At 66.9% G+C, this 26657-nt stretch carries 26 protein-coding genes; 7 read left to right on the top strand and 19 right to left on the bottom strand.

Annotated features, from left to right (window positions below; all coding sequences use genetic code 11):
- Window positions 1–33: 33 nt before the first annotated feature.
- Genes AC1ROT_RS06475 through AC1ROT_RS06465 form a run of 3 tightly spaced genes read left to right on the top strand, consistent with a single transcriptional unit; the run spans window position 34 to window position 1092 of the window.
- Window positions 34–393, top strand: coding sequence for a hypothetical protein (locus tag AC1ROT_RS06475; RefSeq protein WP_492969480.1), 360 nt, complete (start codon window positions 34–36; stop codon window positions 391–393).
- A 10-nt stretch (window positions 394–403) separates the two neighbouring features.
- A complete protein-coding gene (locus AC1ROT_RS06470) occupies window positions 404–751 on the top strand; it encodes a hypothetical protein (protein WP_492969481.1) in 348 nt (115 codons plus the stop codon).
- The gene (locus AC1ROT_RS06465) at window positions 748–1092 is read left to right on the top strand and encodes a hypothetical protein (RefSeq protein WP_492997864.1); all 345 of its coding nucleotides are present in this window, start codon (window positions 748–750) and stop codon (window positions 1090–1092) included. The genes AC1ROT_RS06470 and AC1ROT_RS06465 overlap by 4 nt, the downstream gene beginning before the upstream one ends.
- Here AC1ROT_RS06465 and AC1ROT_RS06460 read toward each other — a convergent pair.
- The 6 genes from AC1ROT_RS06460 to AC1ROT_RS06435 are packed head-to-tail and all read right to left on the bottom strand — an operon-like array spanning window position 1073 to window position 5748.
- On the bottom strand, window positions 1073–2071 hold the full coding sequence (locus tag AC1ROT_RS06460) for an ABC transporter ATP-binding protein (protein ID WP_492997862.1): 999 nt from the start codon (window positions 2069–2071) through the stop codon (window positions 1073–1075). The genes AC1ROT_RS06465 and AC1ROT_RS06460 overlap by 20 nt on opposite strands.
- On the bottom strand, window positions 2068–3078 hold the full coding sequence (locus AC1ROT_RS06455; protein ID WP_492997860.1) for an ABC transporter ATP-binding protein: 1011 nt from the start codon (window positions 3076–3078) through the stop codon (window positions 2068–2070). The genes AC1ROT_RS06460 and AC1ROT_RS06455 overlap by 4 nt, the downstream gene beginning before the upstream one ends.
- Window positions 3079–3083: 5 nt before the next feature.
- Window positions 3084–3920, bottom strand: a complete 837-nt coding sequence (locus AC1ROT_RS06450; RefSeq protein WP_492969485.1) for an ABC transporter permease — start codon at window positions 3918–3920, stop codon at window positions 3084–3086.
- On the bottom strand, window positions 3913–4863 hold the full coding sequence (locus AC1ROT_RS06445; protein WP_492997858.1) for an ABC transporter permease: 951 nt from the start codon (window positions 4861–4863) through the stop codon (window positions 3913–3915). The genes AC1ROT_RS06450 and AC1ROT_RS06445 overlap by 8 nt, the downstream gene beginning before the upstream one ends.
- Before the next feature lie 22 nt (window positions 4864–4885).
- Window positions 4886–5545, bottom strand: coding sequence for a class I SAM-dependent methyltransferase (locus tag AC1ROT_RS06440; protein ID WP_492997857.1), 660 nt, complete (start codon window positions 5543–5545; stop codon window positions 4886–4888).
- Entirely contained in the window at window positions 5545–5748 is a 204-nt protein-coding gene (locus tag AC1ROT_RS06435; protein ID WP_492969488.1) for a DUF1289 domain-containing protein, read from the bottom strand. Before AC1ROT_RS06435 ends, AC1ROT_RS06440 begins: the two co-directional genes overlap by 1 nt.
- Before the next feature lie 134 nt (window positions 5749–5882).
- Here AC1ROT_RS06435 and AC1ROT_RS06430 point away from each other — a divergent pair, with 134 nt between their 5' ends.
- Genes AC1ROT_RS06430 through AC1ROT_RS06415 form a run of 4 tightly spaced genes read left to right on the top strand, consistent with a single transcriptional unit; the run spans window position 5883 to window position 10467 of the window.
- Window positions 5883–6623 (top strand): ABC transporter ATP-binding protein, encoded by a 741-nt coding sequence (locus tag AC1ROT_RS06430; protein WP_492969489.1) that lies wholly within the window; start codon window positions 5883–5885, stop codon window positions 6621–6623.
- A gap of 14 nt (window positions 6624–6637) precedes the next feature.
- The gene (locus AC1ROT_RS06425; RefSeq protein WP_492969490.1) at window positions 6638–7372 is read left to right on the top strand and encodes an ABC transporter permease subunit; all 735 of its coding nucleotides are present in this window, start codon (window positions 6638–6640) and stop codon (window positions 7370–7372) included.
- Between the two features lie 3 nt (window positions 7373–7375).
- Complete coding sequence (locus tag AC1ROT_RS06420; RefSeq protein WP_492997855.1) at window positions 7376–9298, top strand: GldG family protein; 1923 nt, start codon at window positions 7376–7378, stop codon at window positions 9296–9298.
- Window positions 9299–9315: 17 nt separating this feature from the next.
- Entirely contained in the window at window positions 9316–10467 is a 1152-nt protein-coding gene (locus AC1ROT_RS06415) for a DUF4340 domain-containing protein (protein WP_492997853.1), read from the top strand.
- Between the two features lie 18 nt (window positions 10468–10485).
- On the opposite strand, the gene AC1ROT_RS06410 is transcribed toward AC1ROT_RS06415, so the two are convergent.
- From AC1ROT_RS06410 to rapZ, 13 genes are all read right to left on the bottom strand, one after another.
- Window positions 10486–11283, bottom strand: coding sequence for an NUDIX hydrolase (locus tag AC1ROT_RS06410; protein ID WP_492997851.1), 798 nt, complete (start codon window positions 11281–11283; stop codon window positions 10486–10488).
- Between the two features lie 29 nt (window positions 11284–11312).
- Window positions 11313–11738, bottom strand: a complete 426-nt coding sequence (locus tag AC1ROT_RS06405; RefSeq protein ID WP_492969494.1) for a GNAT family N-acetyltransferase — start codon at window positions 11736–11738, stop codon at window positions 11313–11315.
- 68 nt (window positions 11739–11806) lie between these two features.
- A complete protein-coding gene (locus tag AC1ROT_RS06400) occupies window positions 11807–12583 on the bottom strand; it encodes a DUF1223 domain-containing protein (protein WP_492969495.1) in 777 nt (258 codons plus the stop codon).
- Between the two features lie 36 nt (window positions 12584–12619).
- Complete coding sequence (gene addA, locus AC1ROT_RS06395; RefSeq protein WP_492997850.1) at window positions 12620–16099, bottom strand: double-strand break repair helicase AddA; 3480 nt, start codon at window positions 16097–16099, stop codon at window positions 12620–12622.
- Window positions 16096–19074 carry a double-strand break repair protein AddB gene (gene addB / locus AC1ROT_RS06390; protein WP_492997848.1) on the bottom strand — a complete coding sequence of 993 codons (2979 nt, stop codon included), beginning with the start codon at window positions 19072–19074 and terminating at the stop codon, window positions 16096–16098. The genes addA and addB overlap by 4 nt, the downstream gene beginning before the upstream one ends.
- On the bottom strand, window positions 19071–19781 hold the full coding sequence (locus AC1ROT_RS06385) for a nucleotidyltransferase family protein (protein ID WP_492997846.1): 711 nt from the start codon (window positions 19779–19781) through the stop codon (window positions 19071–19073). The genes addB and AC1ROT_RS06385 overlap by 4 nt, the downstream gene beginning before the upstream one ends.
- Window positions 19781–20773, bottom strand: a complete 993-nt coding sequence (locus AC1ROT_RS06380; protein ID WP_492997844.1) for an aminoglycoside phosphotransferase family protein — start codon at window positions 20771–20773, stop codon at window positions 19781–19783. Before AC1ROT_RS06380 ends, AC1ROT_RS06385 begins: the two co-directional genes overlap by 1 nt.
- A complete protein-coding gene (gene tsaE, locus AC1ROT_RS06375) occupies window positions 20766–21248 on the bottom strand; it encodes a tRNA (adenosine(37)-N6)-threonylcarbamoyltransferase complex ATPase subunit type 1 TsaE (protein WP_492997841.1) in 483 nt (160 codons plus the stop codon). Before tsaE ends, AC1ROT_RS06380 begins: the two co-directional genes overlap by 8 nt.
- Before the next feature lie 12 nt (window positions 21249–21260).
- Window positions 21261–23354, bottom strand: coding sequence for a PAS domain-containing sensor histidine kinase (locus tag AC1ROT_RS06370; protein WP_492997839.1), 2094 nt, complete (start codon window positions 23352–23354; stop codon window positions 21261–21263).
- Between the two features lie 110 nt (window positions 23355–23464).
- Window positions 23465–24859: an adenosylhomocysteinase gene (ahcY, locus tag AC1ROT_RS06365; RefSeq protein ID WP_492969503.1), complete on the bottom strand. Its 1395-nt coding sequence runs from the start codon at window positions 24857–24859 to the stop codon at window positions 23465–23467.
- Window positions 24860–24976: 117 nt separating this feature from the next.
- Entirely contained in the window at window positions 24977–25273 is a 297-nt protein-coding gene (locus AC1ROT_RS06360; RefSeq protein WP_492969504.1) for an HPr family phosphocarrier protein, read from the bottom strand.
- Window positions 25273–25680: a PTS sugar transporter subunit IIA gene (locus AC1ROT_RS06355; protein ID WP_492969505.1), complete on the bottom strand. Its 408-nt coding sequence runs from the start codon at window positions 25678–25680 to the stop codon at window positions 25273–25275. Before AC1ROT_RS06355 ends, AC1ROT_RS06360 begins: the two co-directional genes overlap by 1 nt.
- Before the next feature lie 68 nt (window positions 25681–25748).
- Window positions 25749–26654 carry an RNase adapter RapZ gene (gene rapZ / locus AC1ROT_RS06350; RefSeq protein ID WP_492997838.1) on the bottom strand — a complete coding sequence of 302 codons (906 nt, stop codon included), beginning with the start codon at window positions 26652–26654 and terminating at the stop codon, window positions 25749–25751.
- Between the last annotated feature and the right edge of the window lie 3 nt (window positions 26655–26657).

Genomic DNA, 26657 nt, shown 5'->3' with positions numbered 1-26657 from the left:
CCCTTGCCCCCGCAGAACCGGACGGACACCGTCATGGGCAAAACACTGAGCTCGTCTTTCGCTCTCGCCGCGCTGGCGGCCCTGCTGGCCGGCTGCGGCCCGCCGATGGCCTGGCAGAAGCCCGGCGTCACCATGGCGGATGCGCAGACGGACAGCCGCGAATGCAATGCCTTGGCGCGCAACCAGGCCTTCCGCGAGGGGTTCTTCGGGCCGTCCTACGGCTATCCGGGCTATCCCGGCTATTACGCCTTCGGCGGCTATCCCTATGGCCCCTACAGCTATCGCGGCAGCCCCTATCGCGACCCTTACATGTGGCGCGGCCAGCGCGAGAGCGAACTGCAGGATTTCTGTCTGCGTGCCCGTGGCTACAGCCTGCAACCGGTTCCGCAATAGCGAGGATGCCATGATCCGTCCTGTCTTCGTTGTCAGCCTTGTAATCCTGCTGGCGGCCTGCGCGCCCACCACCGAATGGTCGCGGGCCAATACCACGACCGCACAGCTGAAAACCGACGAGAAAGACTGCAATGCCATCGCGGACTATCAGGCGATGGATGAGAGCAGCAAGTCGAAGCCGATCTATCCGCCCTACAAGGACACCCAGTTCACCCTCGACGGCGGCGGCGGTGACGATGGCGGCGGCGGTCCCACCACCTCCTACAGCCGCCGCGGCGCGCGGATGTATGAGCTGAGCGAATACTGCATGCAGCAGCGCGGCTATGCGCTGGTGCCGATCCAGAAACCGGCGCGATGACGCGCGGCTTCACCCTCGCCGCGATGCTGCTGCTGACGGCCTGCGCCACCACGCCGACCGAATGGGTGCGCACCGATACCGGCGTGGCGCAGCGCGACCGCGATTACAGGGAATGCCGCGACATCGCCTGGAAACAGGCGCTGGATGAAAGTTCGTCCTCGCGGCCGCTCTATCCGCCGTGGACCGGCACCGGCTTCGATACGCGGCCGCCATTCTCGCCGGGCTTCCGCCAGGAGTCGCCGTCCTATTTCGCCCGCGGGCCGCGTGAGGCCGAATTCACCGATTACTGCATGCGCCAGCGTGGCTACAGCCTGCAGGCGCTCACGCCACCGCCGCGCTGAGCAACATCTCCGCCTTGTGGCAGGCGATGCTGCGGCCATCTGCCAGCGGACGCAACGCCGGCCGCACGGCGCGGCAGTGATCGTCGGCATGGCTGCAGCGCGCTGCCAGTGCACAGCCGGGCGGCAGCTGCGTCTGGTTCGGTGGCTGGCCCTGCAGCAGGCTGCGCCGGCGCGCCTGGCCCTTCGGCGGCGGCACCGGACGCGGCAGGGCGGCGAGCAGCGCTTGGGTATAGGGATGCGCTGGCCGGCTGAACACGGTGGCCGTTTCGCCCTGTTCGACGATGCGGCCGGCATACATCACCGCCACATGGCTGCACAGATGGTCGATCACCGCCAGGTTATGGCTGATGAACAGATAGGTGATGCCATGGCGCTGCTGCAGCTCGGCCATCAGGTTCAGCACCTGGGCCTGCACGGAAACGTCCAGCGCCGAGACCGCTTCGTCGGCAACGATCAGTTTGGGCTGGGTGATCAGGGCGCGGGCGATGGCGATACGCTGGCGCTGGCCGCCGGAGAATTCATGGGGATATTTCGCCATGTCGCCTTCGCGCAGGCCGACGGTGGCCAGCGTATCGGCGATGCGGGCGCGGCGCGCGGCGCGGCTTAAGCGTTCCAGCACGTCCAGCGGTTCAGCGACGATGCGCTCGACGCTCAGCCGCGGATCGAGCGAACCATAGGGATCCTGGAATACCATCTGGAAATCGCGGCGGGCGGCGCGCAAGTCGGTTACCGACAGCCGATGCAGGTCGCGGCCGGCAAAGCGCACGCTGCCAGCATCAGGGGCTTCCAGCGCCATCACCAGCCGGGCGAGCGTGGACTTGCCGCAACCGCTTTCGCCCACCACGCCCAGGCTTTCGCCGGCCTTGATCTGCAGCGACACGCCGTTCACCGCATGCACCTTCTGCACAGGCGCAAAGGGCGTGCTGCGGCCGAGCGGATAGGCCTTCTGCACCTCTGAAATCTCGACCAGCGCCGTCATGGCTGCACGGCCCTCAGGCCGGTGAGCGCATCGGTGCGCCAGCATTCGGCGCGGTGACTGACACCGACGCTGACATCGGGCGGGAATTCGGCGCGGCAGCGCGGCTCGACCAGATCGCAGCGGTCGGCAAAGGCGCAGGCGGCCGGCAGGTCGGCCAGATCGGGCACGATGCCGGCGATGGTGGGCAGCGGCGGCCGCGGATGCGCGGCGCTGCTGTCGCCGATCTGCGGCATGGCGGCGAACAGCCCGCGTGCGTAAGGATGCGCCAGCCGGGCGAAGACCTCGTGCACCGGGCCGCTTTCCACCGCGCGGCCGGCATACATCACCAGCACGCGGTCGGCGGTCTCGGCGATCACGCCCAGATCGTGGCTGATCAGCACCAGGCCCATGCCGCTGTCATCGACCAGGCGGCGGATCAGGTCGAGAATCTGGCCCTGGATGGTGACGTCGAGTGCCGTGGTCGGTTCATCGGCAATCAGGATATCGGGGTCGCAGGCCAGCGCCATTGCGATCATCACGCGCTGACGCTGGCCGCCGGAGAGCTGATGCGGATAGGCGCTGATGCGGTCGCGCGGGTTGGGCAGGCCGACGCGATCCAGCAGCTCCACGGCGCGTTCATGGGCCTGGCGTCGGCTCAGGCGCAGATGCTGCTGCAGCGGCTCGGCGATCTGGTCGCCGATGCGGTGCAGCGGATTGAGCGAGGTCATCGGCTCCTGGAAGATCATCGCCAGCCGGTTGCCACGCAGGGTGCAGAGCGCAGCTTCATCCTGCTGCAGCAGGTCGTTGCCGCCATAGAGCGCGCGGCCGCCGGTGACGGCGGCATCGGGCAGCAGGCCCATCAGCGCCAGGGCCGTCATCGACTTGCCGCAGCCGCTTTCACCGACGATGCCCAGCACCTCGCCCTTGTGCAGGTCGAAGCTGATGCCGCGCACGGCGGCGGCCGGACCGCGGCCGGTCTGCAGGGTGACGCGCAGGTCCTGGACGGAGAGCAACGGAGCATCGGTCATCGTCTTCACCGCTGCCGCGACAGGCGCGGATCGGTCAGGTCGCGCAGACCGTCGCCGAGCAGGTTGAGGCCGAGCACCGCGATGGCAATGGCGCAGCCGGGAAAAACCGCCAGGAAGGGCGCGCGAAACACCATGCCCTGGGCTTCGTTGAGCATGCGGCCCCAGGAGGGCGTTGGCGGCTGGGTGCCGAGGCCGAGATAGGAGAGGGCGGCTTCGGCCAGGATGGCGAGCGCGAACTGGATGGTGGCCTGCACCACGATGACGCTGAGGATGTTGGGCAGCACATGCTCGACGGTGATGCGGAACGTGCCCTTGCCGGCGCTGCGCGCGGCCAGGATGAAGTCGCGGGCCCAGATCGCATTGGCCGAGCCGCGCACCACGCGGGCGAAGACCGGAATGTTGAAAATGGCGATCGCCACCACCGAGTTCATCGTGCTGGGACCGAAGATGGCGGCCAGCATGATGGCCGACAGGATGGCCGGGAAGGCGAAGGTGAAATCGGCAAAGCGCATGACCAGTTCTTCCAGCCAGCCGCGTTTGGCTGCCGCCAGCAGGCCGAGCGCGCTGCCCAGCACCAGGCCGATGCTGACGGCCACGGTGCCAACCATCAGCGAGTTCTGTGCGCCAGCGAGGATCAGCGACAGCACGTCGCGGCCGAAGGGATCGGTGCCGAGCCAGTATTCGGCCGAGGGCGCTGCCATGCGGCGGCGGATGTTGATCGCGGTGGGCGAATGAGGCGTCCAGACCAGTGACAGCAGCGCCATGCCCAGCACAAGGGCGCTCAGCAGGCCGCCAATCACGAAGCTGCGATGCCGCAGGGCGCGTTTGAGGAAGTCAGACATCGCGCGCCTTCAGCCGCGGATCGATCACGGCATAGAGAATGTCGACGATGAAATTCACCATCACCACGGTGAAGGCCAGCAGGATTACGGCGGCTTTCACCACTTCGATGTCGCGGTTGCTGATCGCCTGGAAGATCAGGCGGCCGAGACCGGGGAGGGCGAAGACCTGTTCGACGACAATGGTGCCGGTCAGCAGGTTGCCGAACTGCAGGCCGATCACGGTGACGACCGGGATCAGCGCATTGCGCAGCACATGGCGCCAGAGTGCGGCGCGCCGGCTCAGGCCCTTGGCACGCGCGGTGCGCACGAAATCCTCGCGCAGCACTTCCAGCACCGAGGAGCGCGTGATGCGCGCCAGGATCGCCGCCTGCACCACGGCGAGCGAGATGCTGGGCAGGATCAGGCTTTTTGCTGCGGCCAGCACGCCGCCGCCCCAGCCGGGAAAACCGCCGGCGGAGACCCAGCCGAGATTGACGGCGAAGAGCAGGATCAGCAGCAGGCCGAACCAGAAATTCGGGATCGAAATGCCGAGCTGGCTGATGCCCATGATGACCACATCGCCGGGCCGGTTATGCTGGGCGGCGGCATAGACGCCGAGGCCCAGCGCCAGCAGGATGGTCATCAGCATGGCGCCCAGCGCCAGCGGATAGGTCAGCGCCAGCCGTTCGGCGATCAGCGGCCAGACCGGCGTCTTGTAGGCGTAGGACATGCCGAAGTCGCCGACCGCCAGATGCGCCAGCCAGTCGATGTAGCGGTCGAACACCGGCCGGTTCAGACCATACTGCTCGCGGAACACCTGCAGCTGTTCGTCGGTGGCATCGATGCCGAGCACCAGCAGGGCTGGATCGCCGGGCAAGATTTCCAGCACCAGGAACACGATCACCGAAGTCGCCGCGAGCGTGGCGAGCAGGGTGAGGAAGCGTTTGAGCAGGAAGGCTGGCATAGTGGGGCGATGCGCGCCTGGGTCAGAGTTTCAGCGCCAGCGTGACGCCGTCGCCCAGCGGCAGCATGCTGTGCCGGATGCGCGGATCTTTCGCGAGCTTTTCGTTGAAGGCGCGCAGCGCTTGCGTATCCGTCGAGGTATCGGCGGGATCGGCAACGGCGCCGCCCCACAGCACATTGTCATAGGCCGCCATGCCGCCGGGCCGCAGCAGGGTGAGCACGCGTTCGTGATAGGCGGCATAGCCGGCCTTGTCGGCATCGACGAAGGCAAAATCATACGTGCCGGCCGCGCCATCGGCGATCAGGGCATCAAGCGTCTGCACGGCCGGTGCGATCTTCAGGACGATCTTGTGGGCAACGCCGGCCTCCTGCCAGTAGCGCCGGGCCACCGCGGTCCAGTCCGCGCTGATGTCGCAGGCGGTGATATGGCCGTCCTCGGGCAGGGCCAGCGCCACGGCCAGGGAGGAATAGCCGGTGAAGACACCGACCTCGAGGCAGCGTTTCGCACCGGTCGCCTGTATCAGCAGCTGGAAGAAGGCGCCCTGGTCGGCGCCGATCTGCATGCCACCATGGGGGATCCCGGCGGTTTCCTGCCGCAGCCGGGCCAGGGCGGGATGTTCCGTCGGCGAGACCGACAGCAGGTAGTCGTAGAGCCTGGCGTCCAGGCCAACGCTGCGGGGCATCAGGAGGCCTCCTTGCGGGCGGCCATATACGCCGCGTGCCGGGGCGGCAGCCGGTCCAGCAGGGCGCGGCGGCCGGGGGTGTCCAGGGTCGGCCAGGCGCCGATCTCGGCGCCGGTCCGCCAGCAGCCGATGCACCAGCCGGTTTTCCGGTCGATCTGGCAGACATTGATGCAGGGCGAGGGGATGTCCGCCCGATCCGTCATGGCCGGGTCTGTCATGGCGCGTCAAACCAGCGCATTTTCCCGCAGGGGACTTGAACCATGGGCGTGGACACTCTTATCTAGCGGGCGCCGTGCGGCCAGGGCCGCCGCGGACAGGCAGGGGACGTTCTAAGACGATGATCGACATAAAGAATCTGGTCAAGCAATTCGGGCCTTTCACGGCGGTCGACAATGTCAGTCTGACGGTTGCCAAGGGCGAGGTGCTGGGCTTCCTGGGCCCCAACGGCGCCGGCAAGTCGACCACGATGAAAATGCTCTGCGGGTTCCTGACGCCCACCTCGGGCAGCATCGCCGTCTGCGGCCATGACGTCGAGACCGATCCGCTGGCGGCCAAGCAGGTGATCGGCTATCTGCCGGAAGGCGCGCCGACCTATGCCGACATGACGGCGCGCGGCTTCCTCGATTTCATCGCCGATGTGCGCGGCATGAGCGGCACCGACCGCCAGTGGCGCCTCGACAAGGTGGTTGACCAGGTCAACATCAAGGATGTGCTGGACCAGCCGATCGACACGCTGTCCAAGGGCTACAAGCGCCGCGTCGGCCTGGCCCAGGCGATCCTGCACGATCCGCCGGTGCTGGTGCTGGACGAACCGACCGACGGCCTCGACCCGAACCAGAAGCATGAAGTGCGCGGCCTGATCCAGGCCATGGCGCGCGACAAGGCCATCATCATCTCGACCCATATCCTCGAAGAGGTGGAAGCGGTGTGCAGCCGCGCCATCATCATCGCCCGCGGCCGTATCGTCGCCGAGGGCCGCCCGGAAGGGACGGCCGGCTGGCGTATCGGCGATGTGCTGGCCGCGCCGGGCAAGCTGGACGCCGCCTTCCGCACCATCACGCAAGCGCGCGCCGCCTGATCAGGACCAGACCCATGAAACCGATGCTTGCCGTTCTGCGCCGCGAATTCAGCGGCTATTTCTCCACCCCGGTGGCCTATGTCTTCATCGTGGTGTTCCTGTTCACCGCGGGAATCTTCACCTTCTATCTCGGCCAGTTCTTCGAACGCGGCCAGGCCGACCTGAAGGCCTTCTTCCTGTTCCATCCCTGGCTCTATCTCTTCTTCCTGCCAGCCATCGCCATGCGGCTGTGGGCGGAAGAGCGCAAGAGCGGCACCATCGAGCTGCTGCTCACTCTACCAATCCCGTTGTGGGCTGCCGTACTGGGCAAGTTCCTCGCCGCCTGGGCCTTCGCCGGCATCGCACTGCTGCTGACCTTCCCGCTCTGGCTTACCGTCAACTGGCTGGGCTCACCCGATAACGGCGTCATCCTCGCCGGCTATATCGGCAGCCTGCTGATGGCCGGTGCCTATCTGGCGATCGGCAGCTGCCTCTCGGCGGTGACCAAGAACCAGGTGATCGCCTTCGTGGTCAGCGTGCTGGTCTGCTTCATCTTCACCGTCTCGGGCGCACCGATGGTGCTGAGCTTCTTCCAGGGCTGGGCGCCGGCGCTGATCGTCGACACCATCGCCTCCTTCAGTTTCCTGGCGCATTTCAACGCCATCACCGATGGCGTGATCGATCTGCGCGATCTGGTGTTCTTCCTTTCGCTGATCGCGGTCTGGCTCTATGCCACGGCCGTCGTTGTCGACCTCAAGAAGGCGGGTTGAGTCATGAAGTCCGGCAGCAAAGCCCTTCTCACCGGCACCGGCCTGATCGCCGCTTTTGCCGTCTTCCTTGGCCTGAATGTCGTGGTCAACCAGGGTCTGCGCAACACCCGCATCGACCTGACCGAAGCCCGGCTCTACACGCTGTCCGACGGCACCCGCAATGTGCTGAAGGCGATCCCCGAGCCGATCACCCTGCGCTATTTCTTCTCCGACAAGCTGGCCGGCAATGCGCCGCAGCTGAAGCAGTACGGCACCCGCGTGCGCGAACTGCTGGAACGCTATGCCTCGCTGTCGGGCGGCAAGATCCGTCTGGAAGTGATCGATCCCGAGCCCTTCTCGGAAGCCGAGGACCGCGCGGTGCAGGCCGGCCTGCAGGGCGCGCAGCTGCCCGGCGGCTCGCTGTATTTCGGCCTAGTCGGCAGCAATGCGCTGGACCAACAGCAGGTGGTGCCCTTCTTCCAGGCAGAGAAGGAGCAGTTCCTCGAATATGATCTGACCAAGCTGGTCTTCGCGCTGAGCAACCCGACCAAGCCGACCATCGGCATTCTCGGCGCCATGCCGCTGGAATACGGCCCGGGCGGCATCATGGCGGCCATGCGCGGCCAGGCGCAGCCCTATCTGATCCTCGAGCAGATCAAGCAGTTCTTCCAGGTGAAGATGCTCGATCCCTCCAAGCCGGAGGAGATCGACGACAAGCTGGGCGCGCTGGTGCTGGCGCATCCGAAGGACCTGAGTCCGCAGGCGCAGTATGCCGTCGACCAGTATGTGCTGAAGGGCGGCCGCCTGATCGTCTTCGCCGATCCTTACTCCGAAACCATGGCGGCGCAGCCGAATCCGATGACCGGCCAGCCGACGCCGGGCGGCGACCAGTCCTCGCTGCTGCCCGAGCTGTTCAAGGCCTGGGGCATCGAAGTGCAGGCCGGCAAGTTCGTTGCCGATCTGAGCCTCGCCCAGCGCGTGCAGACCGGTCGTCCGGGTGCGGCGGCCGTGGTCGATTACGTGCCGTGGCTGGCGATCCCGCCGGAGAATCTCAGCCATGCCGATGTGGTGACGGCTGATCTGACGCAGATCAATGCCGCCTCGATGGGCGCGATCCGCAAGCTGGATGGCGCCACCACCACGGTGACGCCGCTGATCACCTCGTCGAACCAGACCATGCTGATGGATATCGCCGATCTGCAGGGCGATCCCAATCCGCAGATCCTGGCCGAGAAGTTCAAGGCCGGCGGCGAGACCTATGTGCTGGCGGCCCGCATCAGCGGCAACGCCAAGACGGCTTTCCCCAATGGCGCGCCGGCGGCTGAGAAGAAGGACGGCGCGGCGGCGGCTGCCCCTGCCGCGGCACTGACCGAGAGCGTCAAACCGATCAATGTGCTGTTGGTGGCCGATGCCGATCTGCTGGATGATCGCTTCTGGGTGCGCACGCAGCAGATGATGGGCCAGAGCATGTATGTGCCGATCGCCGCCAATGCCGATTTCCTGGTCAATGCGATCGAGAATATGTCGGGCTCGGGCGACCTGATCGGCCTGCGCAGCCGCGGCAAGTCGCAGCGGCCGTTCGAGCTGATCGACGGCATGCGCCGCCAGGCCGACCAGCAGTTCTTGGCCCGCCAGCGTGTGCTGGAGCAGAAGCTGGAAACCACGCAGAAGCAGCTGGCCGACCTGCAGTCCAAGGCGCAGGAGCAGTCCAACGCCCTGCTCAGCGCCGAACAGGAAGCCGCGATCACCACCTTCCGCGACCAGCTGCTGGAAACCCGGCGCGAGCTGCGCGGCGTGCAGCGCGAGCTGAACCGCGATATCGAAAGCGTGCAGCTGCTGGTGAAGTTCATCAATATCGGTCTGATGCCGCTGCTGGCCGCGCTGGTCGCGGTCGGCCTTGCCATCGTCTGGCGCCGTCGCCGGATCCGTCGCGCGCTTGAAGGCTGAGAGTCGGGAGTCACGCCATGCAGATGCGCAATAAAACCTGGGCAATTCTGGTCGCTGCGGCCGTTGTGATCGGCGCGGCCGGCTGGTGGGTGACCACGTCACGCGACCAGGCCTCGCAGGCCGATTTCACGCCACGACCGCTGTTCCCCGGCCTGACCGCCAAGGTCAACGATGTGGCCTCGCTGGAGATCGCGACGACGAAGGCGCTGTTCCGCATCGAACGCGGCGCGACGGCTGACCAGTGGACCATGCCGAGCCGCAGCGGTTATCCGGTGCGCGCCGATCTGGTGCGCAAGAATGTACTGGGCATCGCCGGGCTGGAAACGGTGGAGCCGCGCACCGACAAGCCCGAGCATTACAGCCGCCTGCAGGTTTCCGAGCCCGACAAATATCAGCCGGTGGACGAGGCGGCGAAATCCGATCCCGGTCCGATCCTGGTGCGGCTGGTGGATGCCGATGCCAAATCGATTGCCGCGGTGATCGTGGGCAAGGCGCGCAGCTTCGGCAGCGGCGGCAAGCCGGGCCAGATGCATGTGCGCAAACCCGAAGACGCCCGCGCCTGGCTGGCCCAGGGCTATCTGGAGCTGCCCGCCGAACCGGCCCAGTGGCTGGCGAAGGATATGATCAAGCTGGATCGCAGCCGTGTCGCCTCTGCCACCGTGACGCATCCCGACGGCGAAGTACTGAAGGTGCTGCGTGGCCCGGAAAAGACCGATGGCTCGGGCGTCGATTTCGTGCTGCAGGGCGTGCCCAGGGGCATGAAGGCGGCGTCGGCCTATGACATCAACGCGGTGCCGGGCGCGCTGGCCTATCCGAATTTCGAGGATGTGGACAAGGCGGCCGAGCATGATTTCGCCAAGGCCACGGTGACCGAGATCGTCACGCTGGATGGCATCAAGGCGACGATCCGTGTGATCCCGGCCGAGCAGGACAAGAAGTTCTGGATGACCATCGCCGTCGCCTACAACGCCGCATTGGCGAAACCTGATGCCGCGAACAAGGATCTGCTGAAGCCCGATGAGGCCGAGAAGCAGGCCAACGAGGCCACCCGCCGCCTCGACGGCTGGGCCTATCTGGTCCCCGACTTCACGGCGCGCGACTTCACGCGCCGCCTGAAGGACCTGATCGAGAAGGATGAGCCGGAAAAGAAGGACGAGAAGAAGGGCTGAACCTTCTTCTGTCCGGGCTTACATCCCGACGCGGCTGAGCGGAATTTCGGTGACGCCATAGCCGGCTTCGGCCGGGATGCGCAGATGCGGTTCGCTGAAGCTCACCTTGTCCAGCACCGGCATCACGTCGACGATGGCATCGCCGGCTGCGGCTTTCAGGGCGCTGTCCACATCATTTGAACGCGCCAGCTTGACCAGCTGCATGCGGGTGGCAAACACGATGGTGCGTGTCTTGGCTTCCCAGGCATCCAGCGCGGCCTGCGCGCCCAGCCATTCGGATTCGACGGACTCGCTGCCGTCATGGACACCGATCTGGTCTTCCGGCGTGCGGGCCAGGAAGAACCAGGTGTCGAACCGCTTGGGCATCACCTCGGGGGTGATCCAGTGGGCGAACGGCACCAGGCTGTCCAGTGCGTAATCGAGCCCTTCGGCTTCGGCCATGTCGCGCAGCGTCTTGTCGCCGCGGTTCAGCGGTTCGCGCCAGGGCCCGAGCTTTTCCACGGCCTCGGCTGACAGCAGTCTGCCGTCGCCCTTTTTGCGCGCCAGCAGCAGACCGGATTCCTCAAAGGCTTCGCGGATCGCGCCGAAGGCGAAGGCGGTGAGCTGCGGATCGAAGGCGCCGGGCCGGGCATGGCGGCCCATCAGCACCGGATCGCTGTCGCCGGCGGCCAGCTTGCCGCCGGGAAACACCATGGCGCCGGAGGCGAAGTCGATCGCATGGTTGCGCTTGACCATGAAGACTTCCAGTCCGGCCTCGCCATCGCGGATCATCAGCACGGTGCTGGAGGGCAGCAGGGCCGGTTTCTGTTCACTCATCGCGTCTTCCCTTTGTGTTTTTTTATTCTTCAGACCGCACGCCGCAGGTAGATCTTGTTACCCCCATGCGGATCGGGCGTGAAGCCGCGGTGGCGCAGCCAGTCGATGCCGGCGCGGTCCTGCACCGGGCGCTGCACCTCCACCGCGGTCAGGCCGAGGCTGCGGGCATGCTGGGCGGCGCAGTCGAGCATCCAGCCCCCCAGGCCCTGGCCACGTGCTTCCTCGGCCACCGCCAGGCGGTTGACCAGCAGGCTGGCATGCATCGGCAGCAGAACAGTGAAGCCATCGACGGCGGTGCGCCATTCGGCCAGGAACAGGCTTTCATCGCGCTGCAGGGCGGCGAGGTCGAGCGTGGCGGCATCGCTGAAGGCGCCGCGGGAGATTTCGTTGAGGCGCGGCAGGTCGTTGCGGTCGGCCAGTCGCAGGCGATGTTCGATCCGGCTGTTTGCGGTCATGGCGAAAGCTTCCGCCGCGCCGGCTGCAGTGTCAACGATTGCGGCTGTGACCGATGGGTTGCGTGCCGCTATTGCGGCGCTTTCAGGTCGACGGCGCCGATGATCGGGCCGACACCGTGGCTGTTGACGGCCTGCAGCAGCACCACGGCGCCCTGCCGGCTCCAGTCGATATCGGTGAGCGCCGGCACTTCATAAGACGCCGCCTTGCCCTGCCAGCGGCCGAGTTCGGCCCAGACCCGCGCGACATTCAGGTAATTCAGCGTGCGGCCGTGATTCTCGCCGCGTTCGATGGCGACGTCATGCTGGAAGTCGTAGCGGCAGAGCAGCAGCTTGGCCTCGCCGGCCCAGCCTTTTTCCGCCAGCGCCTTGTCGATATCGGGTACGCGCACCTGCCACTGGCCGGCCTTGTGCTCGGCCTTCATGGTCACATGCTGCTGCTTGCGCGCCTTGGAGATCGCATAGGCCACAGCATCGCGGTCGGAACCGACCACGGCGAACTGGCCGTCCACCACCACCTGCGGCGTATAGACTTCGCGCTTACCGCTGTTGCGGGCGTAATCCTGCTGGCGCACGCCATGACCCTTGCGGCTGAGCGTATCTTTCCAGCCGAGATAGTCCCAGTAATCGACATGCAGCGACAGCGGCAGCACGCCGGGCTCCTGGCGCCAGTCCTTCATCAGCGCATCGGCCGGCGGACAGGAGTTGCAGCCCTGGCTGGTGAACAGCTCTAGCACCACCAGTTGCGGCGCGGCCTGATTCTGCGCGCGCGACGGCATTGCTGCGGCCAGGGCGACAAGGCCCGGCAGCAAAAACAATCCACAGCGGCGAAAAGTGGTCAGCATCATCGCGTCAACCTAGGCACAGCCCTACCCTACGACCAGTCACGTTGCAGTGAAAGCCGCAAGCCGCTGATCCAGCAGCAAAGCCGGCAGCGGCATGAGCCGCGGGGCATGGGTCCAGAGCAGGGCGGCCTCGACCGGACGGTCGGGGAAAATCCGGGTCAGCAGGGCGCGGTACAGCGCCATCTGGTCCAGATAGGCGGGGTCGACATCCTCGGCCCGCAGCGGCGGCGGGCGATTGGTCTTGTAATCCACCACCAGCACGGCCGCGTCTGTCACCAGAAGACGGTCGACCTGGCCCGCCACCAGCCGGTTGCCGATCCGCCCGGCCAGCGGCGCCTCGGCCCGGGCGCCGGCGGCAAAGACCCCGGCGAAATCCGGGTCGCGCAGCACCGCCAGCACTTCGTTGCCGATCTCGTTCTGCTGGGCCGGCGCCAGGCCATGGACAGGATGGGCGAGGAAGCGCAAGGCGGCTTCGGAACGGTCGGCCTCGGGCAGCTCGGGCAGGATCTGCAGCAGACGATGGATCAGGCGGCCGCGCGCCAGACCGGCCAGGCGGTCGGCGGCCATGGGACTGAGCGGCGGCGGATCGGCCTTGCTGGGCCGCGAGGGACTGAGCGGTTTCGGCGGCGTCGGATCGGGTGGTGCGGGCTGATGCAGCCAGGCCGGCGGCGGCATGGCCGGCACGATCGGCGCCTCGGCCTCGGCTGTGCCGCGGCTTAACGGGAAGCTCTCGAACCGCAGGGCCGTATCGCCCCAGGGCAGTTCTATGCCCTCCTGCGGCTGCAGGGCCGCAAAGCCATTGGCGACCAGATCGTACCAGCTGCCTGGCGCCGGGCCTTTTTCGGCCGTGCGGCTGTTCAGGTAACCGCAGATATAAAGCCGGTCGCGGGCGCGGGTCAGCGCCACGTAGAGCAGGCGGCGGTATTCCGCCAGCTGCTCGCCCTGGCGTGCGGTGCGCAGGCCGGTCGTCAAGGCCACATCGTTGTCCTTGCGCATCGGCCAGTAGAGCTGCGGCACGGCGCGTGCGAGTGCCGGGCCGGGCGCATGCATCGGCGGCTGCGGCGCTTCGCCCCAGAGCAGGCCTTCGTCGCCCTGCGCCTGCGGCAGGTCGCAGGTGTCGGGCAGGATCACCACCGGCGCTTCCAGGCCCTTTGCCCCATGCACGGTCAGCACGCGCACTTCGTCGCGGCCCTGGTCGAGGTCGCGCTTCACCTCGCCGGCATGGCGCGGGAACCAGCTGACAAAACCCTGCAGGCTGGGGGCTTCCTCGCGTTCATAGGCCAGCGTGGCGGCGAGGAATTCATCGATCGGTTCGTTGGCCTGCGGGCCCAGCCGCGCGATCAGGCGCCACCGGCCGCCGCCAGCACCCAGCAGCTCGGCATAGAGCGTGAATGGCGGCGTCAGATCGGCCTTGCCCAGCAGCGCCTGCAGTTCCTGCAGGGCCGCCAGCCAATGCGGCTGTTCGGCGGCGCGGGCCTGCAGGGCATGCCACAGGCGCGGCTGCGCACGGTTCCAGCACAGCGCGAACAGATCGTCCTCGCTGAAATTGAACAGCGGGCCTTTCAGCACGGCGGCGAGCGTCAGATCGTCATCGGGCAGCAGACAGAAACGGCCGAGCGCCAGCAGGTCGAGCACGGCGATCTGTTCGGCCAGCTTCATGCGGTCGGCGCCGGCCACCGGCACATTGGCGGCTTTCAGCGCCTGCACCATCGCCTCGAAGAACACGTTGCGCCGCCGCACCAGGATCATCACATCGCCGGCGCGCAAACGGCGGCCCTGGTTGGGCAGGTCTTCGTGATCCATCCAGTGGCGGATCGTTGCGGCGATCTGTTCGGCCAGGCGCACGCGCGGATCCTTCTGGCCGACGTAATCCAGCGGCGCATCCCAGGGTTCGCTCTCGGCTTTCGGATCGGGTTTGAGCGGCGGCCAGAGTTCGATGCGGCCGGCGGCCTCGCGCCGGCTGGCCTTGTGATTCAGCAGCACGCCATCCTGCACCACGCCGGGCTGGGCGGCCTCCGGCGCGAAGACGGCATCCACCAGCTGCAGGATCGCCGGCGCCGAGCGGAACGACATTTCCAGCGGCACCGGATGCAGCTGTTCGCCCACGGCCTCGGCACGGCGACGGAAATCCTGCCGCATGTCGAGGAAGGCCTGTGGTCGCGCGCCCTGGAAGCTGTAGATCGACTGCTTGACATCGCCGACGGCGAAGACGGTGCGCCGCAGGCCGTCGCGCGCGCCGCTGCCGCTGAAGAATTCCTCGGCCAGGGCGGCGATCACCGACCATTGGTCAGGACTGGTATCCTGCGCTTCGTCGACCAGGATATGGTCGATGCCCTGGTCGAGCTTGAACATCACCCAGGGCACCTGGCTCGGCTCGACCAGCAGGTCGCGGCTTTTCAGGATCAGGTCGTCATAGTCCAGCAGGCTGCGGGCGGTCTTCAGCGCCGTATAGGCCGTCAGCACGCGCTCGCCCAGCCGCAGCAGCATGGCGGTGGCCTCGGCGATGGTGAGAGCATTCAGGGTTTGCTGCAGCTCGATCAGGCGTGTCTGTTCCTCGCCCAGGATGTCGCCGCAATCGGCGGCGACAGCGATGGCGGCCTTGCTGGCCATGCTGGCGCGCGGCTTGCCTTCGGCAGTGAAGAATCCGGCCAGCCAGTCGCTTTCGAAGGTTGCGGCCGGCATGCTGGCGGCCAGCCAGTCGCCGAGCGGCAGGCCGATCTTCTGGTCGGTCTTGCCGCCGTTGCACAGGGCGCCGACGGCACGCCGCAGTGCCGGCCCATCCATGGCGTCGATATAAGCGGCAATCGTGCTGTCGCGGGTCGCATCGGGCGGCAGGTCGAGCATGGCATGGAGCGCGCCAATGGCCGCTGCCGCGCCACCATGGGCGTCGAGCAGCAGGGCGAGACCGCGTCGGCGGCCGAGCAGGGCTTTCAGCAGGGCGGCGAAACGCGTGTCATCGACACTGGCAGCGAAGAAATCGATCACCGGCTTGAACCCGGTATCGCGCAGGCCGTCGCCCAGCACCCGCGCCTGGGCGGCGGCAAACAGGTCGGCGGTCACGCCTTCATCGGCCACGGCAAAACCCGGCGGCACATTGGCTTCGACCGGAAAACGCTTCAGCAGGGCTTCGCAGAAGGCATGCACGGTCTGGAGTCTGAGGCCACCGGGTGCCTCCAGTGTGCGGGCAAACAATCGCCGTGCCGCGCCCGTGTCGCTGTCGGTGACCGCGCGGCCGAGCAGCTTGAAGAGCTGCTCTTTGAGCGCCGCATCAGGCAGCGTTGTCCATTTGCCCAGCCGTTTGGTCAGGCGCAGCTGCATTTCCGCCGCGGCCGCCTTGGTGAAGGTGAGGCAGAGAATGCCGCTCGGCCGCGTGTCGTTCAGCAGCAGGCGTGTGACCCGGTCGACCAGCACGGTGGTCTTGCCGGCGCCGGCATTGGCGGCCACCCAGGTCGACAGTGAGGGATCGGCGGCGGTGCGCTGTCCCATCTCATGGGCCAGTTTTTCATTATCGGGGGTCATGACTCGTCCCCCATGCCCTCGGCGCGTTCGGCGACGCGGGCAAGATGATCGTAGTCGCCGGCATAGTCGACGAATTGCGGGCGTGGCCGCGACAGATATGGCATCTCGGCATCATCGAAGCGCGCCACCCAGGCGGCCAGTCGTGCGAGGGCTTCCTGCGCCAGTTCATTTGCCGGTGGAATTTTCGTGCGGCTGGTGCTTTCGATGCGACGCGCCTCGCCCGGCTCCGCGCCGCCGCCGCTCAAGCGGATATAAACCAGTTCGGCGATGGTGCCGGGGGCAAGGCCGGCAAAGCCGCCGGCCGCAGCAATCGCTGCTTCCAGCGCCAGTTGCGGCGACAGGCCTGTATGCACCTGTTTGGCCGAGGGTGGGCGGCCGGTCTTGTAGTCCAGCACGGCCAGACTGCCATCGCTGCTGTTGCGGTCGATACGGTCGGCCTTGGCCTGCAAGGTGAAGAGCCCGGCCGGGGCGGCGATTTCCAGCGCGCCTTCCTGTTCCAGCAAAGCCGGGTGGCAGCCGGTGGCGCGGCGTGCGCGTTCCCAGGTCAGGAACCACTGCATGGCGCGCTCGAAACGCGGCCACCACAAAGCCGCGATCTCCGGCCGCAGCAGCCATGGGCCGAACTGCTGCCGGCCCAGCGCCTGCAATTCCGCCAACGCCGCTGTTTCATCCGGCAAGGCGTCCGGATATGTCTTCAGGAATGTCTCCAGCACGCTGTGGATCACCTCGCCGCGCAGACGGGCATCCGGCGGCTGGTCCGGCGGGTCGAGGCTGCGCAGTTTCAGAATGTGCTTGGCATAGAGCGCGTAAGGGTCGCGGATCCAGGTCTCGATGGCGGTGACATAGAGCGCGCGCGGCCGCGCCGCCACCGGCGGCGATGGACGCGGCGGGGCGCTGCGGATCAGGGCAGCCGGCGTATCGATCTGCTCGGCCCAGTGCAGATATTGCGACGCGTCAGTCGCGGACCAGCGCGCATCGCCCTCCAGCAGCGCATCCAGCCGCAGCAGCCAGCGCGCCGGCACCGTGGGCGTGCCGTCGACCTTTGCGGCGCGGGTCAAGATCACGTCATGGCCGCAGGCGGCCTGCATGAAATCATGGGCGGTCTGTCCCAGGCGGAATTCCGGCGGACTAAGGCCGAGTTTTTCCCGCATCGGCCGGCTCAGCCAGGGATCCTCTCTGGCCTGTGGCGGCCAGGTGCCTTCGTTGAGGCCGCCGAGGATGATGCGGTCGGCATGCTGCAGCCGGGCTTCCAGCAGGCCCCAGATGAACAGGCGCGAATGCGCGCCGCGTTTCGGCCGCACCACCTGGCCTTCCAGAAGGGCATCCAGCAGGCGCGGCCAGGCGGCCGGGTCGAGGCTGCCGAACTGTCCGGCGGCCTGCAGCAGATCGACCACCAGGCCATGCAGGGTCTCGCCGCTGTCATGCTGCCACAGCGATGGCGCGTCGTCGTCTTCGGCGGCGGTCAGCGCCTCGGCCGCCGCGATCTGGGCACGCAGCAGCTCGTCCAGGGCGACATCGGTTTGCTGCTGCAGCGCCTGCAAAGGCTGCAGGATGGCCGAGAGGCGGCCGAGCACCGGCAGCAGGTCGCGATCCTTTTCGCTTTGCAGGTCGGCAAACAATCCGGGCAGGCCGGTCTGCGGCCGGGTCCGGCGCAGCACGGCGCGTTCCAGCCGCCGCGTCCAACGCAGCAGGTCGAGGCGCTGCAGGCCGAGCCGACAGAAGGGATGCTTCAGCAGCGCCAGCAGCGGCACCGGCGCGCAATCCTCCGCCACCGCCTGGGCCAACAGGCGCAGGAACACGGCCGGTGGCGTCTGGTCCAGCGGCGTGCCGGCGGAATCGTCGATGGCGATGCCATAGCGCGCCAGTTCGGCGGCGACGCGGCGCGCCAGCATGCGGTCGGGTGTGATCAGCGCCGCGGTGCGGCCCGGCTGTTCCAGCGTCTCGCGCATCAGCAGCGCAATCGCCAGCGCTTCTTCGCGCGGTCCCGGTGCAGCGATGCGCTGCAGGCCCTGCAGCGCGCTATCGGGCAGCGCCGCGCCCATGCCGCCCCAGCGATGGGTTTCGCCCGGCGGCAGCAGAGCGGCCGAGAATAGCGCGGCGCGCGCGGTGGCCGTTGCGTCGCGATCCGCGCCGGGCCAGTCCTGCACGGTGCCACGGAGCACGCCCAGTACATCCAGCAGACGCGCCAGGGCATGCTGCGGATGGGTCGGTTCGGTGTGGGCCGCGGTCCAGGCGGCATCGTCCAGCCGTTGATCGAGTCCGGGCAGTACCACGCAGCCCTGCGGCAGCCGGGCGATCAGCTGCAGCAGCCGCGCGGTGGCGGGAATGGTGCCGGTGGAGCCGGCGGCGATCACCGGCCCGGTCGGCGGATGCTGCTGCCAGTGCTCGACCCAGCGCTGGGTGAGGCGCTGGCGGTGTTCCGCCGCATCCAGCCGGCCCTGCTCGGCCTTGATTGCCGGCCAGGCGGTGCGGATCACCTGCAGGAAATCCAGCGTCTGCTGCCAGTGGATGCTGAGTTCCGCCGGGACCAGATCGGGCAGGCGGTCGAGGCCGACTTCCTCGGTGGCCGCAGAGTCGAGCAGATGGCCCAGCTCACGCGCCAGCCGCAGCGCCGTGGCCGGATCGCCGCCGGCCAGCTCCGATGCGCGCACCAGGCGCGCCAGCAGCAGGCTGCGGTCCAGCGCGGTGAAGGGCAGGGCTTCGCTGGCGCTGTCACTGTCATGCAGGTCGAGTTCGTCTTCGTCGATATCGCCGAGCGGGCGGATCACCGGCAGCAGCAGCGCCGCGCCGTCGCTCTGGCGCAGGAAGGCTTCGCCCAGCGCCCGGCAGGCGCGCCGGGTGGGCAGCAGGACGGTGACGCCGGAAAGCTGCAGCGGATCGCGGCCATAGCGCTGCAGGATGCCGGCGGCCAGCGCATCGAGAAAGGCGCGGCCCGGCGCAATCGTGAAGACGGCGGGGTCGGCCGCGCGTGTCATGCCAGCAATGCCTCGGCCTGCGCGAGGCCGTCATGGGTGCCGACATCCATCCAGTCGCCGCGATGCACCAGGCCATGCAGGCGGCCGGCGGCAATGGCGCGGTCGTAGAGGGTATTCAGCGAGAAGGCGTCCGGCGGCGCGTTGTGAAAGAGCGCAGGCTGCAGGATCTGCACGCCGGTATAGACATATGGCGCTGCTGGCTGCGCACCGCGCCGGATCAGCCGGTCATCGGCCGCCAGATCGAAATCGCCCGGCCCGCCATGACCGGTGGCGCGTTCGCGTGGTTGCAGCAGCAGCAGGCCGTCCATGCGCGCCGGATCGAAGGCCGTGGCCAGACGGTTCAATGAGGTCTCGCCGTTATCGCGCCAGATCAGATCGGCATTCACCGCATAGAAGGGCGCATCGCCCAGCAGGGGCAGCGCTTTGGCGATGCCACCGCCGGTTTCCAGCAGCCGGTCGCTTTCGTCGGAAATGGTGATGGCGATGTCGTGGCGCGTCGCCAGATGGTCGCGGATTTTATCGCCGAGCCAGTGGATGTTGACGATGGCTTTTTGCACGCCGGCTTCGACCAGACGATCAAGGCAGCGATCCAATAGCGTGCGGCCGGCGACATGGACCAGCGGCTTGGGCGTATGGTCGGTGATCGGCCGCAACCGCGTGCCTAGCCCGGCGGCCAGCACCATTGCCGTTCCGGGCGCGCGGTCCATCACAGGCCCGGCAGCGGCTGGCGCCGCAGCGCCTGCGGCACCATGGCATCGAACCAGCCGCGCAGATCGGCCAGCGCCGGATGCGCCAGATCGCGTTCCACCAGGCCCCACATGCGGGGCATGAAAGCCTGATACTGAGGCTTGCCGTCGCGTTTCCACAGGCGGGTGAAGATGCCGAGGATGCGGGTGTTGCGCTGGGCGCCGAGGATGGCATAGGCGCGGCGGAATTGCGCATCGTTCACGCCACTGCCGGCGATGTAACGCTGCAGCATCGCTTCAGCCAGATCGGGATCGACATCGCGGCGTGCGTCTTCCAGCAGCGAGACCAGGTCATAGGCCGGGTGCCCCGCGACCGCATCCTGGAAATCCAGCAGACCAAGACGGGTCGCGCCCTCGCGCTGCGGCAGCCACAGCAGGTTCTCGGCATGGAAGTCGCGCAGCACCAGCACGCGCGGTTCGGTATCCACTTCGGGCGCCAGGATGCTCCACAGGAAGCGGAAGGCCTGGCGCTGGGATTGCGGCGTCTCGCGCCCGGTCAGCGCCGGCAGATACCAGTCGAGGAACAGTTCCACTTCATCGATCAGGCGCTGTTCGTCGTAAGGCGCGATGCCGGCGGGCGCCGGATGACGATGCAGGTCGAGCAGGAAATCGATGGTCGCTTCATACAGCGGGGTTTCATCCTGCCCGTCACGGATCAGGCGGGCGAAGAGATCGTCGCCCAGATCTTCCAGCAGCAGGAAACCGTGCTGCGCGTCTTCCGCCAGGATGCGCGGCGCGCTGTAGCCAAGGGTTTCGAGATGCCGGGCGATGCGTACAAACGGCCGGATGTCTTCCTGTGGCGGCGGCGCATCCATCAGGACGGCCGAAGTCGCGCCGCGCTGCAGGCGGTCGTATTTGCGAAACGAAGCGTCGCCGGCCAGTCTGCTGCGCGCTGCGTCGCCCCAGCCGGCTTTGGCAATGAAGGCCGTGGACAGCAACAGGCGGTCAGTCATGCGCGGACACCGTAAAATCAGTCAGACGTGCGGCCCAGGCGGCATCGCCTAGCAGGTCGGCCTGGCGCGGACCATCGGCGCCGGCCGTAGGGGTCAGGCGGATGGTCAGGGCGGAAGCCGGGGCCTGATTGCCCATGCGGTCGGGCCATTCGATCAGCGTGATCCCATCGCGCAGGGCATCGTCGAGGCCGAGTTCGTCCAGCTCGCGGATATCGCTGACGCGATAAAGATCGAAATGCCACAGCGTGCCAGCATCGGTATCGTAGGTCAGCACCAGATTGAAGCTGGGGCTGGGCACTTCGGTGCCGGGACCGCTCAGATGCCGGATCAGGGCGCGGGCGAAGCTGGTCTTGCCGGCGCCCAGCGGGCCATCCAGCAGCAGGGCATCGCCAGCCTTAAGCCGCGGCGCCAGCGCCAGCGCCAAAGCGGCGGTGGCCGCCTCGTCGGGCAGCGAAAGACGGCGAATCAGCGGCATGATGGGTTGAGTCTACTGACGGGCCGTCAGGGCCGCAATCGCGTCTGCCGGCAGGCTGTCGCCCTCATGGCGCGGCAGCAGGATTTCCACGGCCTGCGTGCCATCCTGCTCGCCGGTGAGCCGCAGCTGTGCGCCATGCAGGTCGAACAGGCCGCGGGCGACGATCAGTGACAGGTCGGCATTGGCGCGCCGGCGGTCGGGCGCATCGACCAGATCGGCAAACAGCTGGCGCGGCTGCACCGGGCTTAAGCCCCCGCTGTGGCATTCGATACGCAGGTTGACATGACCGGCGCGGCTGCTGCCCAGCTGCAGCGCCACATGGCCGCCCTGCGGTGTGCCGTCCAGGGCGGCAGCCATCACGCTGTCGAGCGCCTGGCGCAGGCGCTGCTCGTCGCCGCTGATTACGGCACCGCCGGTATTTCCGTCGGGCAGATCGAGGCGGATGGTGCGGCGGTCGGCCAGTTCACGCCAGGCTGTCACTTCGTCGCGCCACAGGGTTTCCAGCGCCAGGGGTTCTGGATCCAGCGCCATCTGGCCGACCTCGATGGTGGCGATGGCGATGATATCGTCGAGCAGGCGCAGCAGGTCGCGCGAGGTCTTCATGATATCGGCGCAGTATTCTTCCTGCCGGGCATTCATCGGCCCGAGGATGCCCTGGGCCAGCACCTCGGTCATGCTGATCAGCGTACCGAGCGGCGAGCGCAGGTCATGGGTGATGTTGCTGATGAAGGCCGCATTCATGCGGTCGGTGCGTTCCAGCGCCTCGTTGCGCTCGCGCAGGGCGCGTTCGATACGGATGCTGGCGCTGACATCGAGATAGGTATAGAGCACCGCGCCATCGGGCAGCGGCACCGAGGCATAGTCGATCACGGTGCCGTCGCCGCGCTCCAGCCGGCCGCGGGTGGCCTTGCGGCTGGCGAAGCTGTCGATCAGGCGCTCGCGCAGCTGCACCCAGTCAGGCCCGCGCTGCATCAGTGGGCGGGCGGCTTCCAGCACTTCGGTGATATGCGGCTGGCGGTTCAGCACATCGGGGTCGATCTGCCAGAGCTGCGCGAAGGCGCGATTGTAAAGCGAGATGCGGCCATCCGAGCCATAGACGACCACGGCTTCGTAGAGATGGTCCAGGGTGGCGCGCTGCACCGCGATCATGGTGTTGGTGGCGCGCTCCAGGGTGAGCTGCCGCGTCACGTCGTCATAGGCAAAGAGCAGGCCGCCCGAGGGATAGGCACTGATCACCAGCCGCAAGGTCGAACCATCGGGCAAATGGATCAGCTCTTCCTGCCGCTCGATCACGGTGGTGAAGAGCCCGATCTGGCTGCGCTTGTAAGTCTGCCAGTCGATCTGTTCCGGCAGCCGGCGTTCGGCCCGCAACTGTTCCAGCACTTCGCCGAATCCTGGGCGGGTTTCCAGCCAGGCTTCATCGAGCTGCCACAGGCGCGCATAGGCGCGGTTCCAGATCAGCAGCTTGCGGTCCGGGCCATAGATCGCGGTGGCGGTGGAGATGGTGCGCAGCACTTCCATATGGGCTTCCATATGGCGGCGCAGCTGGCCGCGCGCGTCGGCCTCGGGCGTGATGTCCTGGCCGAAGCCGAGCGTGCCGTCGCCGGCCGGCAGTTCGAAGATGCGATAGTTGCGGCGGTCGCCTTCGGCAACGAACCGGCGTTCCTGCGAGCGCAGTGTCGCCGCCTCGCGGGCGGCCAGCGCCAGGTCGCGCGGCTGGTCGAGATCGTGGGCGGAGGCCAGTTCCAGGCCGCGTTCGATGGCGTCTTTCGCGGTCGTTTCCGCCATCAGGGCATAGCGCGCATTGACCCAGAGCAGGCGGCCTTCGCCATCGCGGCGCCAGATCGGGAAGGGCGCGGCATCCAGCAGGGTGCTTGCCTGCTGTTCGGCCTGACGCAAGGAGTCGTTTTCGGCGAGCAGGGCATCGAGGCGCTGCTGCAGGGCCTGTGCTGCCTTGCGCTCGCCGTCGCGGGCAATGCCGGTGGCGACCGCTTCGGCTTCTGCGATCTGCAGCCGATCGGTCAGGCCGCGCAGGCGCCATGTCTGCCAGCCGGCGAAACCGGCTGCGGCCGCGGCAAGAACCGCTACCCAGACCGTCTCGTTCACGCTTGCATCTCCACAGCCCCAGACATACCGGCCACTATAGACAAGGCGTCAGAAACAACAAAGGCCGGGGAATGCCCCGGCCTTTGCGTCTGTCAGGCTGGTGGCCTGCATTAATAGCGATAATGATCCGGCTTGAACGGGCCCTTGTCGGCGATGCCGAGATACTTGGCCTGCACCGGGGTCAGCTTGGTCAGCTTGGCGCCGACCTTCTCCAGATGCAGGCTGGCGACCTTCTCGTCCAGATGCTTGGGCAGGGTGTAGACCTGCTTGTCGTACTTGCCCGGATTGGTCCAGAGCTCCATCTGCGCCAGCACCTGGTTGGTGAAGGAGGCGCTCATCACGAAGCTGGGATGGCCGGTGGCGTTGCCCAGGTTCACGAGACGGCCTTCCGACAGCACGATGATGCGCTTCTTGTCGGGGAACTCGACCTCGTCCACCTGCGGCTTCACATTGTGCCACTTCATGTTCTTTAGCGCACCGATCTGAATCTCAGAGTCGAAGTGGCCGATGTTGCACACGATCGCGCGATGCTTCATCGCGCGCATATGGTCGATGGTGATGACATCCAGGTTGCCCGTCGCGGTGACGAAGATGTCGCCCTTGGGGGCAGCGTCTTCCATGGTCACGACTTCGTAGCCTTCCATCGCCGCCTGCAGCGCGCAGATCGGATCGATTTCGGTGACCATGACGCGGCAGCCGGCGTTACGCAGCGAGGCGGCCGAACCCTTGCCCACGTCGCCGTAGCCAGCGATGACGGCGATCTTGCCGGCCATCATGACGTCGGTGCCGCGGCGGATACCGTCGACCAGGCTCTCACGGCAGCCATACAGGTTGTCGAACTTCGACTTGGTGACGCTGTCGTTGACGTTGATCGCCGGGAAGAGCAGGCGGCCTTCCTTGGCCATCACATAGAGGCGATGCACGCCAGTGGTGGTTTCCTCGGTCACGCCCTTGATGGCGGTGCCCATTTTGGAATACCAGCCGGGCGAGGACTTCAGCTTCTTGGCGATCGCGGCATAGAGGACGGTCTCTTCCTCGTTGGTCGGCTTGGAAATGACCGAGGCATCCTTCTCGGCCTGCATGCCCAGATGGATCAGCAGGGTGGCGTCGCCGCCGTCGTCCAGGATCATGTTAGGTGCGCCGCCATCGGCCCATTCGAAGATCTTGTGGGTGTAGTCCCAGTATTCTTCCAGCGACTCGCCCTTCACGGCGAAGACCGGGATGCCGGCCTTGGCGATGGCGGCGGCGGCATGGTCCTGGGTCGAATAGATGTTGCACGACGCCCAGCGGATGTCGGCGCCGAGCGCCTGCAGGGTTTCGATCAGCACGGCGGTCTGGATTGTCATGTGCAGCGAGCCGGCGATGCGCGCGCCCTTGAGCGGCTGAGACTTGCCGAATTCGGCGCGGGTGGCCATCAGACCGGGCATTTCGGTCTCGGCCATATCCAGTTCCTTGCGGCCCCAGTCGGCCAGGCCGATGTCTTTAACGATGTAATCCGCGCTCATTTCAGCTGCTCCAGTTGGCGAGATTTCCAAAACTGGGCGCCGGTATAGCAGGGGGCGGCCGGGTCTGTCCAGCCTTACATAAAGAAATCTTTATATAGGAATATGACCGTCTACAGCCTATTCAGGCTCCCCGAACTTGCCCTCCACCAGGGCAACCAGCGCCTCTAGGGCGGCCTGAGCCTCGGCGCCGGTGGCGGCGATATCGATGCTGCTGCCCTGGGTGCCGGCCAGCATCATCAGGCCCATAATGGATTCTCCGTTGACCGTCTGGCCGTCTTTCGAGACCTGGATGCGGGCCTGGGGAAAGCGGGCAACCACCTGGACGAACTTGGCCGCCGCGCGGGCATGCAGGCCGCGCTGGTTCGGGATCGTCACATTGCGCGTCAGGGCGCCGCTGGCCGTCGGGGCATTCATCAGGCGGATTCTCCCGCCAGCAGCTTGGACGCTACGTTGATGTATTTGCGGCCGGCTTCCTGGCCGGCGCTGACCGCCGTGGCCAGATCGGCCTTGGCGCGCACACTGGCCAGCTTGATCAGCATGGGCAGGTTCACGCCGGCGATCACTTCCACCTTGGCTTGGTCCATGATCGAGATGGCGAGGTTCGAGGGCGTACCGCCGAACATGTCGGTCAGCACGATCACGCCGCGCCCGGTTTCGACGGCCGCGACGGCGGCGAGGATATCGGCGCGGCGCTGCTCCATGTCGTCATCGGGTCCGATGCAGACGGCGCGCATGCTTTTCTGCGGGCCGACCACATGCTCGGTGGCGTGGATGAATTCCTCGGCCAGGCGGCCGTGGGTAACGACGACAATACCGATCATGGGACGCTATCGATCTTGTGACGGGGCATGGGGCTGGGGATCCTTTAACGGCTGCGTCAGGCCAAGGTTCAGGCCGGGGCCAGATCGCGGTCGCGGTGGCGGATATCGACACGTTGTCCGGCATCGCGCAAGTGTTTGCCCAGGGCCTCGGCAACCGCTACGGAACGGTGGCGTCCGCCTGTACAACCGATGGCGATGGTCAGATAGCGCTTGCCCTCTTCGGCATAGCGCGGCAGCAGTGCGCCGATCATGCCGGTGAGCCGGGAAAAGAAATCGTCATAGCCGGGATCGGCCGCGACATAGGCGGCCACCGCAGGCTCGGTGCCAGTCTGCGGTCGTAAGATTTCGTCATAATGCGGATTGCGCAGGAAGCGCACATCGAACACCAGATCCGCCTCGCGCGGCAGGCCAAGTTTGTAGGAAAACGAGGTCACCATGATACTGAGGCCGGGCAGGGCGTCCAGCGCGAATTGCGCGGCCATAACCTGCCGGAATTCGGGTAATGCCAGGGCGGAGGTATCCAGCGTGACATCCGCTTCGCTCTGCAGCGGCAGCATCAGGCGGCGCTCGGTGGCGATGCCGTCGGCGACCGGCCGGTCGGCGGCCATCGGATGACGCCGCCGCGTGGCGGTGAAGCGCTTGAGCAGGATGTCGTCGTTGCAGTCGAAATACAGCAGCTGCACGGCCAGGTCGGCGCGCTGCTTCAGTTCGCCGATCACGGTAATCAACGCATCGGTCTGGAATCCGCGGGTGCGGCTGTCAATGCCGACGGCGATGGCGCGGCGCGGCTGGTCGGATGCCGGCTCATCCTCGGGCGAGGCGAGGCGGCGCAGCAGCGAGATGGGCAGGTTGTCGACAGCTTCGTAGCCGAGATCCTCCAGCACCTTCAGAGCGGTGGTCTTGCCGGCGCCGGACAGGCCGGTGACGACGACGACGCGGATCGGCTCGGCTTTGGCAGGGTCCGCGGCGGGCATGAC

Source organism: Ferrovibrio sp. GW821-FHT12E11, assembly GCF_058806975.1.
Note: the sequence above shows the minus strand (reverse complement) of the source record. Positions and strands in the feature narration are given on the sequence as shown.

Excerpts from the sequence above, each read along its gene's own strand:
- AC1ROT_RS06475 (WP_492969480.1), top strand. The coding sequence starts at position 34 with ATGGGCAAAACACTGAGCTCGTCTTTCGCTCTCGCCGCGCTGGCGGCC.
- AC1ROT_RS06470 (WP_492969481.1), top strand. The coding sequence starts at position 404 with ATGATCCGTCCTGTCTTCGTTGTCAGCCTTGTAATCCTGCTGGCGGCC.
- AC1ROT_RS06465 (WP_492997864.1), top strand. The coding sequence starts at position 748 with ATGACGCGCGGCTTCACCCTCGCCGCGATGCTGCTGCTGACGGCCTGC.
- AC1ROT_RS06460 (WP_492997862.1), bottom strand. The coding sequence starts at position 2,071 with ATGACGGCGCTGGTCGAGATTTCAGAGGTGCAGAAGGCCTATCCGCTC.
- AC1ROT_RS06455 (WP_492997860.1), bottom strand. The coding sequence starts at position 3,078 with ATGACCGATGCTCCGTTGCTCTCCGTCCAGGACCTGCGCGTCACCCTG.
- AC1ROT_RS06450 (WP_492969485.1), bottom strand. The coding sequence starts at position 3,920 with ATGTCTGACTTCCTCAAACGCGCCCTGCGGCATCGCAGCTTCGTGATT.
- AC1ROT_RS06445 (WP_492997858.1), bottom strand. The coding sequence starts at position 4,863 with ATGCCAGCCTTCCTGCTCAAACGCTTCCTCACCCTGCTCGCCACGCTC.
- AC1ROT_RS06440 (WP_492997857.1), bottom strand. The coding sequence starts at position 5,545 with ATGCCCCGCAGCGTTGGCCTGGACGCCAGGCTCTACGACTACCTGCTG.
- AC1ROT_RS06435 (WP_492969488.1), bottom strand. The coding sequence starts at position 5,748 with ATGACGGATCGGGCGGACATCCCCTCGCCCTGCATCAATGTCTGCCAG.
- AC1ROT_RS06430 (WP_492969489.1), top strand. The coding sequence starts at position 5,883 with ATGATCGACATAAAGAATCTGGTCAAGCAATTCGGGCCTTTCACGGCG.
- AC1ROT_RS06425 (WP_492969490.1), top strand. The coding sequence starts at position 6,638 with ATGAAACCGATGCTTGCCGTTCTGCGCCGCGAATTCAGCGGCTATTTC.
- AC1ROT_RS06420 (WP_492997855.1), top strand. The coding sequence starts at position 7,376 with ATGAAGTCCGGCAGCAAAGCCCTTCTCACCGGCACCGGCCTGATCGCC.
- AC1ROT_RS06415 (WP_492997853.1), top strand. The coding sequence starts at position 9,316 with ATGCAGATGCGCAATAAAACCTGGGCAATTCTGGTCGCTGCGGCCGTT.
- AC1ROT_RS06410 (WP_492997851.1), bottom strand. The coding sequence starts at position 11,283 with ATGAGTGAACAGAAACCGGCCCTGCTGCCCTCCAGCACCGTGCTGATG.
- AC1ROT_RS06405 (WP_492969494.1), bottom strand. The coding sequence starts at position 11,738 with ATGACCGCAAACAGCCGGATCGAACATCGCCTGCGACTGGCCGACCGC.
- AC1ROT_RS06400 (WP_492969495.1), bottom strand. The coding sequence starts at position 12,583 with ATGATGCTGACCACTTTTCGCCGCTGTGGATTGTTTTTGCTGCCGGGC.
- addA (WP_492997850.1), bottom strand. The coding sequence starts at position 16,099 with ATGACCCCCGATAATGAAAAACTGGCCCATGAGATGGGACAGCGCACC.
- addB (WP_492997848.1), bottom strand. The coding sequence starts at position 19,074 with ATGACACGCGCGGCCGACCCCGCCGTCTTCACGATTGCGCCGGGCCGC.
- AC1ROT_RS06385 (WP_492997846.1), bottom strand. The coding sequence starts at position 19,781 with ATGGACCGCGCGCCCGGAACGGCAATGGTGCTGGCCGCCGGGCTAGGC.
- AC1ROT_RS06380 (WP_492997844.1), bottom strand. The coding sequence starts at position 20,773 with ATGACTGACCGCCTGTTGCTGTCCACGGCCTTCATTGCCAAAGCCGGC.
- tsaE (WP_492997841.1), bottom strand. The coding sequence starts at position 21,248 with ATGCCGCTGATTCGCCGTCTTTCGCTGCCCGACGAGGCGGCCACCGCC.
- ahcY (WP_492969503.1), bottom strand. The coding sequence starts at position 24,859 with ATGAGCGCGGATTACATCGTTAAAGACATCGGCCTGGCCGACTGGGGC.
- AC1ROT_RS06360 (WP_492969504.1), bottom strand. The coding sequence starts at position 25,273 with ATGAATGCCCCGACGGCCAGCGGCGCCCTGACGCGCAATGTGACGATC.
- AC1ROT_RS06355 (WP_492969505.1), bottom strand. The coding sequence starts at position 25,680 with ATGATCGGTATTGTCGTCGTTACCCACGGCCGCCTGGCCGAGGAATTC.
- rapZ (WP_492997838.1), bottom strand. The coding sequence starts at position 26,654 with ATGCCCGCCGCGGACCCTGCCAAAGCCGAGCCGATCCGCGTCGTCGTC.